The sequence below is a fragment of the Collinsella sp. LCP21S3_A9 genome (assembly GCF_052118785.1).
Lineage (GTDB): Bacteria > Actinomycetota > Coriobacteriia > Coriobacteriales > Coriobacteriaceae > Collinsella.
In genome coordinates this window covers 52,499-67,806 of the sequence record NZ_JBQKGN010000004.1, presented here as the reverse complement: position 1 = coordinate 67,806, position 15,308 = coordinate 52,499, and the positions used below count along the sequence as shown (strand labels likewise).

The 15,308-nt window shown below is 59.3% G+C and carries 14 protein-coding genes; 11 read left to right on the top strand and 3 right to left on the bottom strand.

The genetic code is table 11. From position 1 onward, the window contains the following. Positions 1-198: 198 nt before the first annotated feature. The 10 genes from rpsB to ACTQ05_RS02565 all read left to right on the top strand — a co-directional run bounded on the left by rpsB (position 199) and on the right by ACTQ05_RS02565 (position 10,311). Positions 199-927, top strand: coding sequence for a 30S ribosomal protein S2 (gene rpsB, locus ACTQ05_RS02610; protein WP_055285135.1), 729 nt, complete (start codon positions 199-201; stop codon positions 925-927). A 45-nt stretch (positions 928-972) separates the two neighbouring features. Next, positions 973-1,842, top strand: coding sequence for a translation elongation factor Ts (gene tsf / locus ACTQ05_RS02605; RefSeq protein WP_409064982.1), 870 nt, complete (start codon positions 973-975; stop codon positions 1,840-1,842). A 117-nt stretch (positions 1,843-1,959) separates the two neighbouring features. Further along, positions 1,960-2,682 (top strand): UMP kinase, encoded by a 723-nt coding sequence (gene pyrH / locus ACTQ05_RS02600; RefSeq protein ID WP_441537871.1) that lies wholly within the window; start codon positions 1,960-1,962, stop codon positions 2,680-2,682. A 2-nt stretch (positions 2,683-2,684) separates the two neighbouring features. Continuing rightward, entirely contained in the window at positions 2,685-3,221 is a 537-nt protein-coding gene (gene frr / locus ACTQ05_RS02595; protein ID WP_006236112.1) for a ribosome recycling factor, read from the top strand. Between the two features lies 1 nt (position 3,222). After that, positions 3,223-4,017: an isoprenyl transferase gene (locus ACTQ05_RS02590; RefSeq protein WP_441041581.1), complete on the top strand. Its 795-nt coding sequence runs from the start codon at positions 3,223-3,225 to the stop codon at positions 4,015-4,017. Positions 4,018-4,019: 2 nt separating this feature from the next. Continuing rightward, on the top strand, positions 4,020-4,919 hold the full coding sequence (locus tag ACTQ05_RS02585; RefSeq protein ID WP_427717552.1) for a phosphatidate cytidylyltransferase: 900 nt from the start codon (positions 4,020-4,022) through the stop codon (positions 4,917-4,919). After that, entirely contained in the window at positions 4,919-6,106 is a 1,188-nt protein-coding gene (gene dxr, locus ACTQ05_RS02580; protein ID WP_441537870.1) for a 1-deoxy-D-xylulose-5-phosphate reductoisomerase, read from the top strand. The genes ACTQ05_RS02585 and dxr overlap by 1 nt, the downstream gene beginning before the upstream one ends. Before the next feature lie 25 nt (positions 6,107-6,131). Further along, complete coding sequence (locus ACTQ05_RS02575) at positions 6,132-7,493, top strand: M50 family metallopeptidase (RefSeq protein ID WP_441537869.1); 1,362 nt, start codon at positions 6,132-6,134, stop codon at positions 7,491-7,493. A gap of 13 nt (positions 7,494-7,506) precedes the next feature. Continuing rightward, the gene (gene ispG / locus ACTQ05_RS02570) at positions 7,507-8,589 is read left to right on the top strand and encodes a flavodoxin-dependent (E)-4-hydroxy-3-methylbut-2-enyl-diphosphate synthase (RefSeq protein ID WP_441537868.1); all 1,083 of its coding nucleotides are present in this window, start codon (positions 7,507-7,509) and stop codon (positions 8,587-8,589) included. Beyond that, a complete protein-coding gene (locus ACTQ05_RS02565; protein WP_441537867.1) occupies positions 8,590-10,311 on the top strand; it encodes a proline--tRNA ligase in 1,722 nt (573 codons plus the stop codon). A 173-nt stretch (positions 10,312-10,484) separates the two neighbouring features. Here the strand turns inward: ACTQ05_RS02565 and ACTQ05_RS02560 are convergent, their stop codons facing one another. Together ACTQ05_RS02560 and adhE are read right to left on the bottom strand one after the other, a co-directional pair. Further along, entirely contained in the window at positions 10,485-11,249 is a 765-nt protein-coding gene (locus ACTQ05_RS02560) for an aminoglycoside phosphotransferase family protein (protein ID WP_154516259.1), read from the bottom strand. Between the two features lie 87 nt (positions 11,250-11,336). Next, entirely contained in the window at positions 11,337-13,985 is a 2,649-nt protein-coding gene (gene adhE / locus ACTQ05_RS02555) for a bifunctional acetaldehyde-CoA/alcohol dehydrogenase (protein ID WP_427795671.1), read from the bottom strand. A 232-nt stretch (positions 13,986-14,217) separates the two neighbouring features. Here adhE and ACTQ05_RS02550 point away from each other — a divergent pair, with 232 nt between their 5' ends. Then, positions 14,218-14,661 carry a hypothetical protein gene (locus ACTQ05_RS02550; RefSeq protein ID WP_441537866.1) on the top strand — a complete coding sequence of 148 codons (444 nt, stop codon included), beginning with the start codon at positions 14,218-14,220 and terminating at the stop codon, positions 14,659-14,661. A 196-nt stretch (positions 14,662-14,857) separates the two neighbouring features. Here the strand turns inward: ACTQ05_RS02550 and rpmB are convergent, their stop codons facing one another. Continuing rightward, positions 14,858-15,046: a 50S ribosomal protein L28 gene (gene rpmB / locus ACTQ05_RS02545; RefSeq protein WP_022094725.1), complete on the bottom strand. Its 189-nt coding sequence runs from the start codon at positions 15,044-15,046 to the stop codon at positions 14,858-14,860. Positions 15,047-15,308: the final 262 nt, after the last annotated feature.

Genomic DNA, 15,308 nt, shown 5'->3' with positions numbered 1-15,308 from the left:
CGTCCGTGTGTGTGGTTTTGATTTCGGGTTGGCAGAAAGATGTAATCCTGCTATCATTCATCGGGTTGCTTCACGGCAACAGGTTTTTATCACGCACGCGCGGCTACTTCATACCGTGGTGCCCGGGCTTTGGTAGCACATGTCCGGGTTGGTTTTGGAGGATGACCCCGCGCGGAGGCAAACCACAGGAGGTTTAACATGGCTACCAAGATTAATATCCGCACCCTGCTCGAGGCCGGCTGCCACTTCGGTCACCAGACCCGTCGCTGGAACCCCAAGATGAAGCCGTTCATCTTCGGTGAGCGCAACGGCATCTACATCCTCGACCTCAAGCAGACCATTCTTGACGCCGACCAGGCTTACACCTTCGTCAAGAACGTTGCCAAGGGTGGCAACGTGCTGTTCGTCGGCACCAAGAAGCAGGCTCAGGAGGCCGTCAAGAACGCCGCTGAGCGCGCCAACATGCCTTACATCAACCAGCGTTGGCTCGGCGGCATGCTGACCAACTTCGTCACCATCCGCTCCCGCATCAACCGCATGGAGGAGCTCGAGGCCATGGTCGAGGACGGCCGCATGGCTGTTCTTCCCAAGAAGGAGCAGGCTGTTCTGGGTAAGGAGCTCGCTAAGCTCCAGACCAACCTCGGTGGCGCCCGCGACATGAAGGGTCTGCCCCAGGCTCTCTTCGTCATCGACACTAAGCGCGAGGAGAACGCCATCAAGGAGGCCCAGCGCCTGAACATCCCCGTCGTCGCTCTGATCGATACCAACTCCGATCCCGACGAGGTCGAGTACGGCATCCCCTGCAACGATGACGCCATCTCCGCTGTCACCCTTATGTGCGAGCTCATGGCCGACGCCTGCCTCGCTGGCTCCGGCAAGGAGCAGGTCTCCGAGGCCGAGATGGCCGCTGAGCCCAAGGCCGAGTAAATCAGTCCTAATTAAGTCTTTTTCATCTCTTTGAAAGGAACCACAATGGCCCAGATTACCGCCGCTATGGTCAAGCAGCTCCGCGAGATGACCGACTCCCCGATGATGGAGTGCAAGAAGGCTCTCGTCGAGGCTGACGGTGACATGGACGCCGCTGTTGACGTTCTGCGTAAGAACGGCCTCGCTAAGGCTGCCAAGAAGGCTGGCCGCGAGACCAACGAGGGCGCTGTCGCCGCGTTCGTCTCCGAGGATGGCAAGACCGGCGCTCTGCTCGAGCTCTCCTGCGAGACCGACTTCGTCGGCTCCAACGCCAAGTTCACCGGCTTTGCTTCCAAGGTCGCCGAGGTTGTCGCCACCACCGAGCCGGCCGATGTCGACGCTCTGCTCGAGAAGCCGATGGGCGAGGAGACCGTTTCCTCCGAGCTCACCGAGATGATTCACATCATGGGCGAGAACATGAAGATCTCCCGCTTCGCCGCCCGCAAGGTCGAGAACGGCGCTCTCGCTTCTTACATCCACATGGGTGGTAAGATCGGCGTCCTCGTCGAGTTTGCTTTCGAGAAGGCTGAGACCGCTCAGGCTGAGTCCTTCAAGACCTTTGCCCACGACGTTGCCCTTCAGGTTGCCGCTGTCGCTCCGATCTGCGCTACCCGCGATCAGGTTCCGGCCGAGACCGTCGAGCATGAGAAGCAGATTTACATGGCTCAGGCTGCCGAGTCCGGCAAGCCCGAGGCCATCCAGGAGAAGATGGCTGTTGGCCGTCTGGAGAAGTTCTACAAGCAGTCCGTGCTCACCGAGCAGGAGTTCATCAAGGACAGCTCCCTCACCATCAAGAAGTACGCCGAGCAGGTCTCTAAGGAGCTCGGCGATACCATTACCGTCGTTGCCTTCGACCGTCTGGTCCGTGGCGAGTAAATAAGCTCTTGTAGCTGGTAATGAGCAGGCTGTGGGTTTTACTCACAGCCTGCTTTTTCATGGCTCCAAGCAGAGCCTTTGATATCATATTGAGAGTCTAATTAAAGGAGGATCGCTTTGTCCGACATCCGATATAAACGCGTGCTTCTGAAGCTTTCCGGCGAAGCACTGATGGGCGATGGCCACTATGGCATCGACCCCAAGATTACCGACCATCTTGCCAAGCAGGTCAAGGAGCTGCTTGCCGTTGGCCATGAGGTCGGCATCGTTGTCGGCGGCGGCAATATTTTCCGCGGCATGGCTGGAGCTGCCGGCGGTATGGAGCGTGCTCAGGCCGATTACATGGGCATGCTTGCAACCGTTATGAACGCGCTCGCCCTGCAGGATGCCTTCGAGCATAACGATGTTCCCTGCCGCGTTATGAGTGCCATCCAGATGAACGAGATTTGCGAGCCCTATATTCGTCGTCGCGCCATCAATCACCTGTCCAAGGGCAATGTCGTTATCTTCGCGGCCGGCTCGGGCAATCCGTACTTTACGACTGACACCGCCGCGGCCCTTCGCGCCTGCGAGATCGGTGCGGAGATTCTGATTAAGGCCACCAAGGTCGACGGTATCTACGACAAGGATCCCGTCAAGTGCGCCGATGCCGTCCGCTTTGACAGGATCACCTATCACGAGGTGCTCGTCCGCGGCCTGCAGGTTATGGATTCCACGGCTACGGCCCTGTGCCAGGATAACCGTATGCCCATTTTGGTCCTCAACATCGATGGCGAGGACAACGTCAAGCGCGCGCTTTCGGGTGAGCCCGTCGGCACGCTCGTCTATCAGGAGGATTAAGCATGGCAGAGAACATCACCGCCCACATGGACAAGTCGCTCGAGTCCCTCAAGCATAACTTCTCCAAGGTCCGTACCGGCCGAGCCAACGCTAATATTCTGTCCGACATCACCGTCGATTATTACGGTGTTCCCACGCCGGTCACGCAGGTTGCCGCCGTAAAGACCCCCGAGGCCCACATGCTGCTCATCGAGCCGTGGGATAAGGCGCTTATCAACGCCATCGTCAAGGCCATCGGCGCTTCCGATCTGGGTATTACCCCCAACTCCGATGGCACCGTTGTTCGTCTTCCGTTCCCGGCTCCCACCGAGGAGCGCCGTCGCGAGCTCGTCAAGGAGTGCCGCGAGTATGCCGAGCAGGCCAAGGTGTCTATCCGTAACATCCGTCGCGACTTTAACAACAAGCTCGAGCGCGATGAGGAGCTCACCGAGGACGACGTCCGCCGTGAGCAGGCCAAGGTGCAGAAGCATACCGACGAGTATGTCGCCAAGGTCGAGGAGCTTCTGAAGGAAAAAGAAGCCGAGGTCATGGAGATCTAAGGTGCAATACGACGAGAACAAACTGGTCGAGTACTTTGCCGACGCCCCTGCGGGCGTCGGTTTTTCCGACCTTGACCTCAATAACATTCCGCGCCATATCTCGTGCATCATGGACGGTAACGGTCGCTGGGCTACGGCGCGAGGTCTTGCCCGTACCGAGGGTCACAAGGCGGGTATCGTCTCCCTTCGTGAGATCATTACCGCCTGCGTGCGTCTGGGTGTCGACGTGCTTTCCGCCTATGCGTTTTCAACCGAAAACTGGAACCGCCCGCAGCATGAGGTCAACGTCTTGATGCATCTGTTTGCCAAGACGTTTATCGATGAGCTGCCGCTTCTGAAGCGCGAAAATGTCCGTGTTGTCTTTTTGGGTGATATTTCCGCGCTGCCCAAGAAGACCCGCGACGTTTTTGAATGCGGTCTTGCCGAGTGCGCTGATCACACCGGTATGACGCTGGCGCTTGCCGTCAACTACGGCGCGCGTGCCGAGATTACCCGTGCCGCCCGTCAGCTTGCGCTCGATGCCGCCGCCGGCAAGATCGACCCTGCTGCTATCGACGATGATATGGTTGCTTCGCACCTGTACACCGCCGGTCTTCCCGATCCCGAGCTGGTCATTCGCACCTCTGGTGAGCTTCGCCTTTCGAACTATCTGCTGTGGCAGGTGGCTTATTCCGAGTTCTATGTCACCGATACCTATTGGCCTGACTTTGATCGTTGGGGCCTTGTTGACGCCATTTTGGCCTATCAGGGCCGTGACCGTAGGTTTGGTGGACTGAGCAAGACCGAGGAGGCTTAATCGTGTCCGATCGTCCCAAGGCATCTGCTCCCAAGACGCCTGCGCGCAAAGCTGCCACTGCGGGAGCGCCTGCAGCGAAGAGCGGCACCGGTTCGTGGCTTGCGGGCTTTATTACCCGTGCCGCCGCCGGTATCGTCTACGCCGTCGTCTTTATCCTGTGCCTGGTTTTGGGTATCGTGCCCACCGCCATTTTTGTCTCTGTCATGAGCGGGCTTTGCTGCTTTGAGTTTTTCCGTATGACGAGGCTCGATGGCAAGGTCGCCAACGAGCATCTGGGCATTATTGCCGCCGTGCTCTTTCCGTTATCGGCGCTTGGCGATTCGCTTTTGCTGAACGCCCTGCTTTTTGCACTGATGCTCGCGGTGGGCATTTGGTATGTTTGGTCGCCGCGTACCCGCATCTCTGATGTGGCCGTGACGCTCATGGGTCCCATCTACACAGGCTTTATGCTGTCGGCTATTGTGCTGCTGCGCGATGCCGTGCCCGGTTTTGCCGGCGCCCTGCTTTCAGTGGGTGTTTGCGCGTCCCTTTGGGTTTCCGATTCGTTTGCCTACATCGTGGGCAGCCGTATCGGCAAACACAAGATGGTCCCCAAGATCTCTCCCAACAAGAGCTGGGAGGGCTTTGTTGGTGGCATTCTGGGCTCGGTTCTCATCTGGCTCATTTTGTGGGTGACGCATCTCTATAAGCTGAGCTTGCCCTATGCGCTGCTTTGCGGCGTGGTTGTGTCCATCTTGGGCGTTATCGGCGACCTTATCGAGTCGCGCATCAAGCGTGGCGTGGGCGTCAAGGATTCCGGTAACCTTATCCCGGGTCACGGCGGCATGCTCGATCGTAGCGATTCGCTTATCTTCGGCTGCATCACCGCGCAGCTGATGCTGATGATCGGAGGCGTGCTGTAATGTCCTTCCAGACGACGTATGGCTCCGATGGACGCCTTCGTGTTGCCATCCTGGGCTGTACGGGCTCTATCGGCACTCAGGCGCTCGATGTTTGCCGTCAGCATGCCGATCGTCTGCAGGTGACGGCGCTTTCCGTTAATTCCAGCACCTCCGAGCTCGTTGCAGCTGCCCGCGAGTTCTCGGTTCCGGCGGTTGCCGTGGCCGATGTCGCTCATGGCGATGACGCCGTGCTGCAGGAGTTGCCCGAGGGAACGGAGCTCGGCGTTGGTGCGCAGGCGGTTTGCGAGCTCGCGCGTCGCGACGATGTCGATTGCGTGCTTGTCGCTATTGTGGGCGCCGCCGGTCTCGAGGCGAGCCACGCGGCCTTGACCTCGAATAAGCGCCTTGCCCTTGCCAATAAGGAGTCGCTCGTTGTTGGCGGTGACCTGCTGATGCCGTTGGCTCAGCCTGGTCAGCTTATCCCGGTCGATTCCGAGCACTCTGCAATTTACCAATGCTATCTGGGTGAGAATCCGCACGAGGCCCATTGTATTTGGCTTACCTGCTCGGGCGGTCCGTTCTTTGGCCGTTCGCGCGAGGAACTCGACCGTGTGACGCGTGCCGATGCCCTGGCGCACCCTACGTGGGCTATGGGTGCCAAGATCACGATTGACTCCGCTACCCTCATGAACAAGGGCCTGGAGCGTATCGAGGCGATGCACCTCTTCGGTTGCGACCTCGACTTTATCAACGTGGTCGTTCAGCGCCAGTCAAAGATTCATTCGATGGTCGAGTTTGCCGACGGCTCCGTGATGGCGCATCTCGGGGCATCTGACATGCGCATCCCCATCCAGTTTGCCTTCTCGTATCCCGAGCGCTGGGATACTCCGGCTCCGCGCATCGATTTCCGCGAGTTGGGTCAGCTTACCTTTGATGCGGCCGACATGGATACGTTTCGCTGCCTGGCGCTGGCCGAGCGTGCGGGCAAGACGGGCGGCACCATGCCGTGCGTGCTCAATGCCGCCAACGAGGTCGCCGTCGATGCCTTCCTGCATGATGGCTGCAGTTTTACCGATATCGATCGCATTGTGGAATCCTGTATGGATGCGCATGATGCGCAGACGGTCGATTCGTTTGAACAGCTTCGCGGTATCGATGCGTGGGCGCGTGAAAAGGCCGCGCAAGTGCTCGTCGCAACCCGTTCTTAACCCATAAGGATTGCTTTTTCGTTTTATGGAAACTGTTCTGAGCGTTCTCTCATCGGTCTTTTGGGGCCTGCTGATGCTTTCCGTCCTCGTGTTTTTGCACGAGGGCGGCCACTTTTTGGCGGCGCGTGCCTGCGGCGTCCGGGTGACTGAGTTCTTTTTGGGCCTGCCGTGTCGCTTTGATATTCACCATACGTCTCGTCGGATCGGCACCAAGTTTGGCGTGACCCCGCTGTTGCTGGGTGGGTATGCTGCCATCTGTGGCATGGATCCGACCGATGTCTTGTGTGCCGATCGCGTGCTTGCCGCCATCTATCGCCACGGCCGTGTGACGGTGGCCGATCTTGCCGTCGAGCTTGAGCTGTCCGAGGAGGATGTGCTCGAGGCCTGTGCTTTGCTGCTGGGTTGGGGCTCCATAGCTCCTTGGTATGAAGAAGGGGAAAAGCCTTCGCCTGGTTACTATCCCACCAAGTACCAGACCCTGCCGCGTGACGCGGCGGGTTATACCACCTTTGACGGCCGTCGGTTCGATCGCGAGCACGCGACTGCCGAGGGCGATGTATGGGAACTGCCGTGCGGCGAGGCCGAATTCCTTGCACGCGAGCGCTCGCACACCTATTTGGGTCAGGGCTTTGTCAAGCGTGCCTTTATGCTGCTTGCGGGCATTATCGTCAATATCCTGACGGGCTTTTTGCTCCTTATGAGCATCTATTCCATCGCGGGTGTCACGGTGCCGGTGGACACCAATGTGATCGGCCAGGTTGACGAAGGCTCGATTGCCTCCGCGGCGGGAATCGAGGATGGCGACGCGATTCTTTCGGTCGACGGAATATCGTGCTCTACCTGGATGGACGTTTACGATGCCATTGGCAAGGCTGCTGGTAAGGACGATATCGCCATTGAGTATGAGCGTGACGGCAAGAAGCATTCGACCACGGTTGCGCTCAAAGAGGACGAACGCCTAGGTGTGTATGTCTCTACGCAGGTGGTTCGTTTAGACCCCATCACGTCGGCTCGCCTGTCGTTCTCCTATGTCGTGCAGACAGCGGAGGGCGTGATGCGCCTGCTCCAGCCGCAGCATACGATGGAGATTCTCGATCAGTCCTCTTCGATCGTGGGTATTAGCGTTATGTCCTCACAAGCTGCTGCTGCCGGCCCTGCCACGTTCCTTTCGTTTGCCGCTCTCATTTCGTTCTCGCTTGGCTTTATGAACCTGCTGCCTATCCCGCCACTCGATGGCGGCAAGTTGCTCATCGAGATCATTCAAAAGATTGCGGGCCGCGAGCTTCCGCTCAAGGTCCAGACGATTGTGAGCTATGTGGGCATCGCGCTCTTTGCGCTGCTGTTTGTCTATATGCTTCGTTCCGACATCCTTCGATTTATTCTGTAGGGGAGTGTTTGGATTGTCTTTATCCCATCCTTTGCCTCGCGAGTTGACGCGCCCCGTGCATGTGGGCGACGTGCAGATCGGTGGAGGCGCGCCGGTGGCGGTTCAATCCATGACCTGCACCGATACCGCTGATGCCCAGGCAACGCTTGCGCAAGTGCGCGCGTTGGCGCAGGCTGGCTGCGATATCGTGCGCGTGAGCGTGCCCACCGAGGCCGCGCTTGAGGGTTTCCGCGCCATCTGTGCCGAGTCTCCGGTGCCGATCGTTGCCGACATCCACTTTAACCATAAGCTCGCCATTGGTGCCGTTGAGGCCGGTGCTGCCAAGCTGCGCATCAATCCCGGCAATATCGGCGATTGGGCCAAGGTTGACGCGGTGATCGATGCTGCGGGTGCCGCGGGCTGTGCGATTCGTATCGGCGTCAATGCTGGTTCGCTTGAGCAGGATATCGCTGAGCGCGACGACCTCACGCAGCCCGAAAAGCTCGTGATGTCGAGCGAACGTTTCGTCAAGCATTTTGAAGACCGCGGCTTTACGAACATTGTGCTATCGGCCAAGGCCCATAGCGTGCAAACGACGCTCGACACCTATCGTGCCCTGTCGCGTGAGATTCCCCACGTTCCGCTCCACCTGGGTGTAACCGAGGCGGGCACCAAGCTGCAGGGCACCATCAAGAGCTCGGTGGGCCTTGGCATCCTGCTGTCCGAGGGAATCGGTGACACCATGCGCGTTTCGCTCACGGCCGATCCGGTTGAGGAGCCGCCGGTCGCCTGGGGAATTTTGCAGTCGCTGGGCCTGCGTCGCCGCGGCCCCGAGATTGTCTCGTGCCCCACGTGCGCCCGCTGTCAGGTTAACCTGATCGCAATCGCCGAGGAAGTAACCGAGCGGCTTAAGAACTATGCCGCGCCGCTTTCGATTGCCGTCATGGGATGTGCCGTTAATGGCCCCGGTGAGGCTTCTGATGCCGACCTGGGCGTTGCTTGCGGACGTGGTCAGGGCCTGCTCTTTTCGCACGGCCAGATCATTGGTAAAGTAGCGGAGGACCAAATTGTCGACGCGCTTATGGCCGAGGTCGACAAGCTTATTGAGGAGAAATAAATGACCCGACCAATGTATATGTCTAAGCTGTATGCTCCGACGCTCAAAGAGGATCCGGCCGACGCTGAGCTTGCGAGCCATCGCCTGCTGCTCCGTGCCGGTATGATCCGCAAGGAGGCCGCCGGTCTCTATTCCTATCTGCCGCTCGCGTGGCGCTCGATTCGCAAGATTGAGAACATCGTGCGCGACGAGATGGACGCCGCCGGCGCCCAGGAGCTCATGATGCCCATCATGGTCGATGCCGAGCTGTGGCGTGAGTCCGGCCGTATCGATGCCTATGGCAAGGAGCTCGTGCGCTTTGATGACCGTCACGGCCGCGAGTTCGTGCTCGGCCCCACGCACGAGGAGACCGTGACTGCCCTGGTGCGCAACGAGCTGCGTTCATACAAGCAACTGCCGGTGAATCTCTATCACATCCAGGACAAGTTCCGCGACGAGTTCCGTCCCCGCTTTGGCCTGATGCGCGGTCGCGAGTTCATCATGAAAGACGCCTACAGCTTCTCTGCCACGCAGGAGAGCCTGCAGGAGGAGTATGACAAGATGAAGCAGGCCTACGCCAATATCTGCGAGCGCTGCTACATTAAGGCCCTGCCCGTCGTCGCCGATTCCGGCGAGATCGGTGGCGACACCTCCGTCGAGTTCATGGCGCTGGCAGATGCCGGCGAGGCTTCGCTGGTCTACTGCGACGATTGTGGCTTTGCTGCCGATGACGAGGCGGCAAGCACCAAGGTCGTTGTGACCGAGGGCCCCGGCGACGGCACGCTCACCAAGGTCGAGACTCCGGGTATGGGCACCATCGAGGCCGTCGCCAAGTTCTTCGGCTTCCCCGAGAACGGTACGCGCAAGTCGCTGGCTCTCATCGACGCCGAGGGCAAGCCGGTTGTGGCCATCGTTCCGGGCGATCATGAGCTCAACGACTGCAAGGCCGAGCATGTCTTTGGCAAGGGCTATCGCATGATGACCGACGAGGAGCTCCAGACCTACGGTCTGCATAAGGGCTTTATCGGACCGGTTAACCTGCCCGAGGGCATTCGTCTGGTCTGCGACGAGAGCCTGCGCGAGTCCAAGCAGTGGGCCTGCGGTGCCAACGAAGTCGACTATCACTTTACCGGTGCCTGCCCCGAGCGCGACTTTACCGTCGACGAGTGGGCCGACCTGGTTACCGTCGTTGCCGGCGACCCTTGCCCGCTCTGCGGCAAGCCGCTCTCCGCTGCTCGCGGCATCGAGGTTTCCCAGGTCTTCCAGCTGGGCACCAAGTACTCCGAGGCCATGGGTGCCACCTTTATGGACGAGGACGGCAAGGAGAAGCCGCTTATCATGGGTTGCTACGGCGTGGGCGTTTCCCGCTCGCTCGCTGCCGTCGTGGAGCAGCACAACGACGAGCACGGTATCGTTTGGCCGGTCTCCGTTGCCCCGTACGAGGTTGCGGTGATTCCGCTCGACCCCAAGAAGGAGGAGTGCGCTTCTGTTTGCGATCAAATCGTCGAGGGTCTGTGCGCCGAGGGTATCGAGGTTGTCGTAGACGACCGTGACGAGCGTCCCGGCTTTAAGTTTGCCGACAACGACCTTATGGGCTTCCCTTATCAGGTGGTGCTCGGCAAGCGCGGCCTTAAGAACGGCACCGTCGAGCTCAAGGATCGTGCCACGGGCGAGCGCGAGGATGTGGCGATCGATGAGGTTGTCGCCAAGGTGGCTGAGCTTGTGAAAGCAGCACGCCGTTAATCGAGCCCGCTGCGTTTAGTGCACTTGTTAAGCGGCCCTGCGTCTCTCGAGGTAGAGATGCAGGGCCGCTTTTGCGTCTAAGGGACAGTTGTTGCTAAAAGGAAAACCCCGCAGCCCATGCGAGCTGCGGGGTTTTCCTTTGTGCCTCCGATGCGAAATAAATCGCTCAGATATTACTGATAATCGACGACGTCGATCCAGTTCTTAAGGAACTCATCGTTCACGTTGCGCTTACGAGCGAGCTCGGAAGCGGCGACGATGCTCGTCCACTGACGCACGACCTGCATGGGCATGTCGGCGCGATCGCAGTAGAGCTCCAGGTAGGCCTCGGCCTGGTCCTTGCTGTTGAGGGCAAAGAGCAGGTAGGTGGTGGCAACGTCGGCAGCAGGGGAGCCCTGGGTGGCGTGTGCCCAGTCGCAGACGTACAGCTGGCCGTCGTCGCCAACGATGACGTTGGAGGGGTTGAAGTCGCCGTGGCAGACCTTGAACTCCTTGGTCATGCCGTCCAGACGCTCCTGAAGGTTGTAGCGCGTGGTGGCATTGAGCTGATCGAGGCTGTCGATCATGCGGGCGAACTTGTCGCGCTGACGGTTGAGCAGCGGGGAGGTGTAGCCGTGGATCTCGATCTGGAGGTCGACGAACATCTCGAGGTACTCACCAAAGCGCTGGGGCTCGGCAGTCATCTTCTCGGCAAGGGTGGTGCCCGGAACCTTCTCGGTCACGAGCGCCCAGCCGTTGGCGTTCTCGAGCTGAGAAACCTCGAGAGCCTTGGGGCTGCGGATGCCGCACTCATTGATGCGGGCAAGATTCAAAGCCTCGTTGAACACGTCGGAGACGGGCTTGGTCTCGTTAAAGACCTTGACGATCTTGTCGCCCAGGTCGTAAACGACTTTGTTGCCGCGACGGACGAGCTCGGTCTTGGATTCGGGGAGCAGCATGATTGCATCCTTTCAACGATGCGATAGAAGCAGCGGCGGGGGCGTGCGTGCGCCCGTTCACCCCCGCCGAAATAACCGTGCTAAAAACTAGCAGACGGCGTAGTCCTGGGGCTCGCGGCCATAGTAGGCGTCCAGGTAGAGCTCCTTGATCTCGCTCATGAGCGGGTAGCGCGGGTTAGCGCCGGTGCACTGGTCGTTGAATGCCTGCTCGGTCATCTCGTCGAGGGTGTCGAGGAAGTACTGCTCGTCAACACCGTAGTCGGCGATGGTCTTCTTGACACCGATGAAGTCCTTGAGCTCCTCGAGCTTCGTGATGAAGTTCTCGAAGACCTCCTTGTCGTCCTTGCCCTCGATGCCGCAGTACTTGGCCATCTCGGCGTAGTTGTGCAGCGCGTTGGGGTAGGGATACTGGGAGAACGTGCCCATCTTGACGGGGGCCTCGGCGGCGTTGTAGCGCATGACGCGAGTCAGGATGATGGCGTTGGCGATGCCGTGGGGCAGGTGATGGAAGGCACCGAGCTTGTGGGCCATGGAGTGGTTGAGGCCCAGGAAGGCGTTGGCGAAGGCCATACCGGCCATGCAGGAGGCGTTGTGCATCTCCTCGCGGGCATGCGGGTCCTTGGCGCCGTTTTCGAAGCTGGAGGGCAGGTTCTCGAAGACGAGCTTGGCAGCGCGCTCGGAGAGGCCCTTGGTGTAGTCGGAGGCCATGATGGAGACATAGGACTCGATGGCGTGGGTCATGACGTCGATGCCGGAGGCGGCGGTCAGGCCGCGCGGGGCGGTCATGCAGTTGTCGGCGTCAACGATAGCCATGTTGGGGAGCAGCGCGTAGTCGGCGAGCGGCCACTTGATGCCGGTCTCCTTGTCGGTGATGATGGCGAACGGCGTGCACTCGGAACCGGTGCCCGAAGAGGTCGGGACGGCGACGAAGTAGGCCTTCTTGCCCATCTCGGGGAAGGTGAAGATACGCTTGCGGATGTCCATGAAGTCCATGGCCATGTCCTCAAACTTGCACTCGGGGTGCTCGTACATCATCCACATGATCTTGCCGGCGTCCATAGCGGAGCCACCGCCGACGGCGATGATGACGTCCGGCTCAAAGAGAGCCATCTGCTTGGCGCCGCGACGTGCGCACTGCAGCGACGGATCGGGCTCGACGTCGTAGAAGCAGTCGTGGGCGATGCCCATCTCGTCGAGCTTGGCCTCGATGGCGCGGGTGTTGCCATTCTTGAAGAGGAACTGGTCGGTGACGATAAAGGCGCGCTTCTTGCCCATGACGCTGCCCAGCTCGTCGAGAGCGACGGGCGTGGAACCCTTCTTGAAGTAGACCTTCTCGGGAGCGCGGAACCACAGCATGTTCTCACGGCGCTCGGCCACAGTCTTAACGTTGATCAAGTGCTTCACCCCAACGTTCTCGGAGACGGAGTTGCCGCCCCAGGAGCCGCAGCCCAGGGTCAGAGACGGCTTCATGCCAAAGTTGTACAGGTCACCGATGCCGCCGTGCGAGGACGGGGTGTTGATGACGATACGGCAGGCCTTCATGACATGCTCGAACAGGCTGATCTTATCGGCCTGGGCGGGATGCACGTACAGAGAGGCGGTGTGGCCCGGGCCACCGGCGAGTACCAGGTGCTCGGCCTTGTCGACGGCCTCCTGGAAGTCCTTGGCGTGATACATGGCCAGGACAGGGGAGAGCTTCTCGTGGGAGAACTCCTCCTTGGCGGGGTCGGTGGAGGTGACCTCGGCGATCAGGATCTTGGTCTTGGCGGGAACCTCGATACCGGCGAGCTCGGCGATCTTGGCGGCAGCCATGCCGGGGATGCGGTGATCGAGAGCGCCGTTCTTGAACATGGCGCCGCGCAGGGCCTCCATCTCGGCACCCTGCTTGACGAAGTAGCAGCCGCGCTTCTGGAATTCGGCCTTAACCTGGTCATAGATGGTGTCGATGACGGTCACGGACTGCTCGGAAGCGCAGATCATGCCGTTGTCGAAGGTCTTGGAGTGGATGATGGAGTTGACGGCGAGCAGCACGTCGGCGGTGTCGTCGATGACGACCGGGGTGTTACCGGCGCCAACGCCCAGGGCGGGCTTGCCCGAGGAGTAGGCGGCCTTGACCATGCCCGGGCCACCGGTGGCGAGGATGATGTCGACATCGCGCATGACCATGTTGGTCAGCTCGATGGAGGGGACATCGACCCAGCCGATGATGCCCTCGGGGGCGCCGGCCTTGACGGCGGCGTCAAGCACGAGCTTGGCGGCGGCGATGGTGCACTTGGCGGCAGCCGGGTGCGGGGAGATGATGATGGCGTTGCGGGTCTTCAGGCTGATCAGCGTCTTGAAGATCGCGGTGGAGGTGGGGTTGGTCGTCGGGATGACGGCGCCCACGATGCCGATGGGCTCAGCGATCTTGGTGATGCCGTAGGCCTCGTCGCGCTCAATGACACCACAGGTCTTGGTGTTCTTGTAAGCGTTGTAGATGTACTCTGCGGCGTAGTGGTTCTTGATGACCTTGTCCTCAAGAACGCCACGACCGGTCTCCTCGATGGCCATCTTCGCCAACGGGATACGAGCCTTGTTGGCGGCCATGGCGGCCTCGTAGAAGATCTTGTCGACCTGCTCCTGCGTGTACGTAGCAAAAAGCGCCTGGGCCTCTCGCATCTGAGCGAGTTTAGCCTCAAGCGCCTCTACGTTGTCCACAATTGCGGGAGTAGTGTTTTCCGGTGACTTTTTCACCATTTGTGTCTCCTTGCGATCGGAGATTTACCCTACGTGTTGCATGATAGCAAGAAATTATTCGGCGAACGGTAAGATTCCCGTAAAAGGCACACTAAAACGCTTCAACTAGATGAAGCGTTTTAATTAAAATATCTGCCTGGCATCGGCCCGCTCATTGGGGACAGACTTATATGAGTGCTTTCACTCATTTGGGACAGACATCGTTTTGCAATTTCGCTGTTCTGGATCTGTTATGGCGGTGCAGCTGCTCGATTATATCCATCTCAATCCTGTGAAAGGTGCGCTCGACTCACTCGAGGCGTACCGATGGTCAAGCTTCAAGGCATATCAGCTGGGCTACGATCCCTTTGACATTTGTGATGCGGCCCCTATGCTCGATATTGTCGGAGGCTCCCGTTGCTATTGCGAACATCTCAAGGAAGCTGCCGGGCGCATCTGGTCGGTGGAGGTTCTTCCACGCCGTCGGATCCCCGATGAGGAGGCCCTTTCCGTTGCGCGCGAAGTCCTGCCGAGCATAGATCCTAAGCTGCTTAAGGCCCTGCCACGCCCCGAACGCGATGCCTGCCTGCTGAGGCTCAGGCAGGCACATCTCACGGTCAAGCAAATTGCCCGTATCACCGGTATCGGCGCTACAAGTGTGACCAAGGCCACTGCGGGCTGGAAGGAAGCTGCGTGAGGCAGGGGCCGGAGCTAGTCGGGGCGCCGCAGACACGCATCATGTCTGTCCCCAATGAGTGAAAACACCCATGTAAGTCTGTCCCCAATGAGTGCAAAAAGGCGCCCTCCACAAGAGAGGACGCCTTTGGTAAGTTCTATGTGAACGCGAGGTCTTTGACCCGGAGAGTCCGAGGTACTTGTTGGTAAGACCTTATTTAGGAGCGCGCAACCTTGCCAGACTTAAGGCAGGTGGAGCAAACGTTCATCTTGCGACGGTGACCATCGACGACGACGTAGACGCGCTGGATGTTGGGGCGGAACTTACGGTTGGTGACGCGGTGAGAGTGGCTGATGGAGCGACCGGCAACGGGGTGCTTACCGCAAACTTCGCAAACTTTGGACATAACTGACCCTCCTTGGGCGACAAACGAACATGTCGCGTTAACAAACAAGCCTGAACTATAGCACAGAAGCAGCTCCCTGTGCGTAATCTACACAGAGATATTTCTCTTATGGCGATAGTGCCCACGCTACGGCCCTGGACGTAGATCCGATTTGCGTGTAGCAGAGGGGATTATGCCAGCTCGCATCGACGTTTTCAAGCTTGTCCCGCAAATATATATAGGTTTATGGAGCGTTGAGTCCGTTTGCGGATTGCTCCGTATT

Excerpts from the sequence above, each read along its gene's own strand:
- rpsB (WP_055285135.1), top strand. The coding sequence starts at position 199 with ATGGCTACCAAGATTAATATCCGCACCCTGCTCGAGGCCGGCTGCCAC.
- tsf (WP_409064982.1), top strand. The coding sequence starts at position 973 with ATGGCCCAGATTACCGCCGCTATGGTCAAGCAGCTCCGCGAGATGACC.
- frr (WP_006236112.1), top strand. The coding sequence starts at position 2,685 with ATGGCAGAGAACATCACCGCCCACATGGACAAGTCGCTCGAGTCCCTC.
- dxr (WP_441537870.1), top strand. The coding sequence starts at position 4,919 with ATGTCCTTCCAGACGACGTATGGCTCCGATGGACGCCTTCGTGTTGCC.
- ACTQ05_RS02575 (WP_441537869.1), top strand. The coding sequence starts at position 6,132 with ATGGAAACTGTTCTGAGCGTTCTCTCATCGGTCTTTTGGGGCCTGCTG.
- ACTQ05_RS02565 (WP_441537867.1), top strand. The coding sequence starts at position 8,590 with ATGACCCGACCAATGTATATGTCTAAGCTGTATGCTCCGACGCTCAAA.
- ACTQ05_RS02560 (WP_154516259.1), bottom strand. The coding sequence starts at position 11,249 with ATGCTGCTCCCCGAATCCAAGACCGAGCTCGTCCGTCGCGGCAACAAA.
- adhE (WP_427795671.1), bottom strand. The coding sequence starts at position 13,985 with ATGGTGAAAAAGTCACCGGAAAACACTACTCCCGCAATTGTGGACAAC.
- ACTQ05_RS02550 (WP_441537866.1), top strand. The coding sequence starts at position 14,218 with ATGGCGGTGCAGCTGCTCGATTATATCCATCTCAATCCTGTGAAAGGT.
- rpmB (WP_022094725.1), bottom strand. The coding sequence starts at position 15,046 with ATGTCCAAAGTTTGCGAAGTTTGCGGTAAGCACCCCGTTGCCGGTCGC.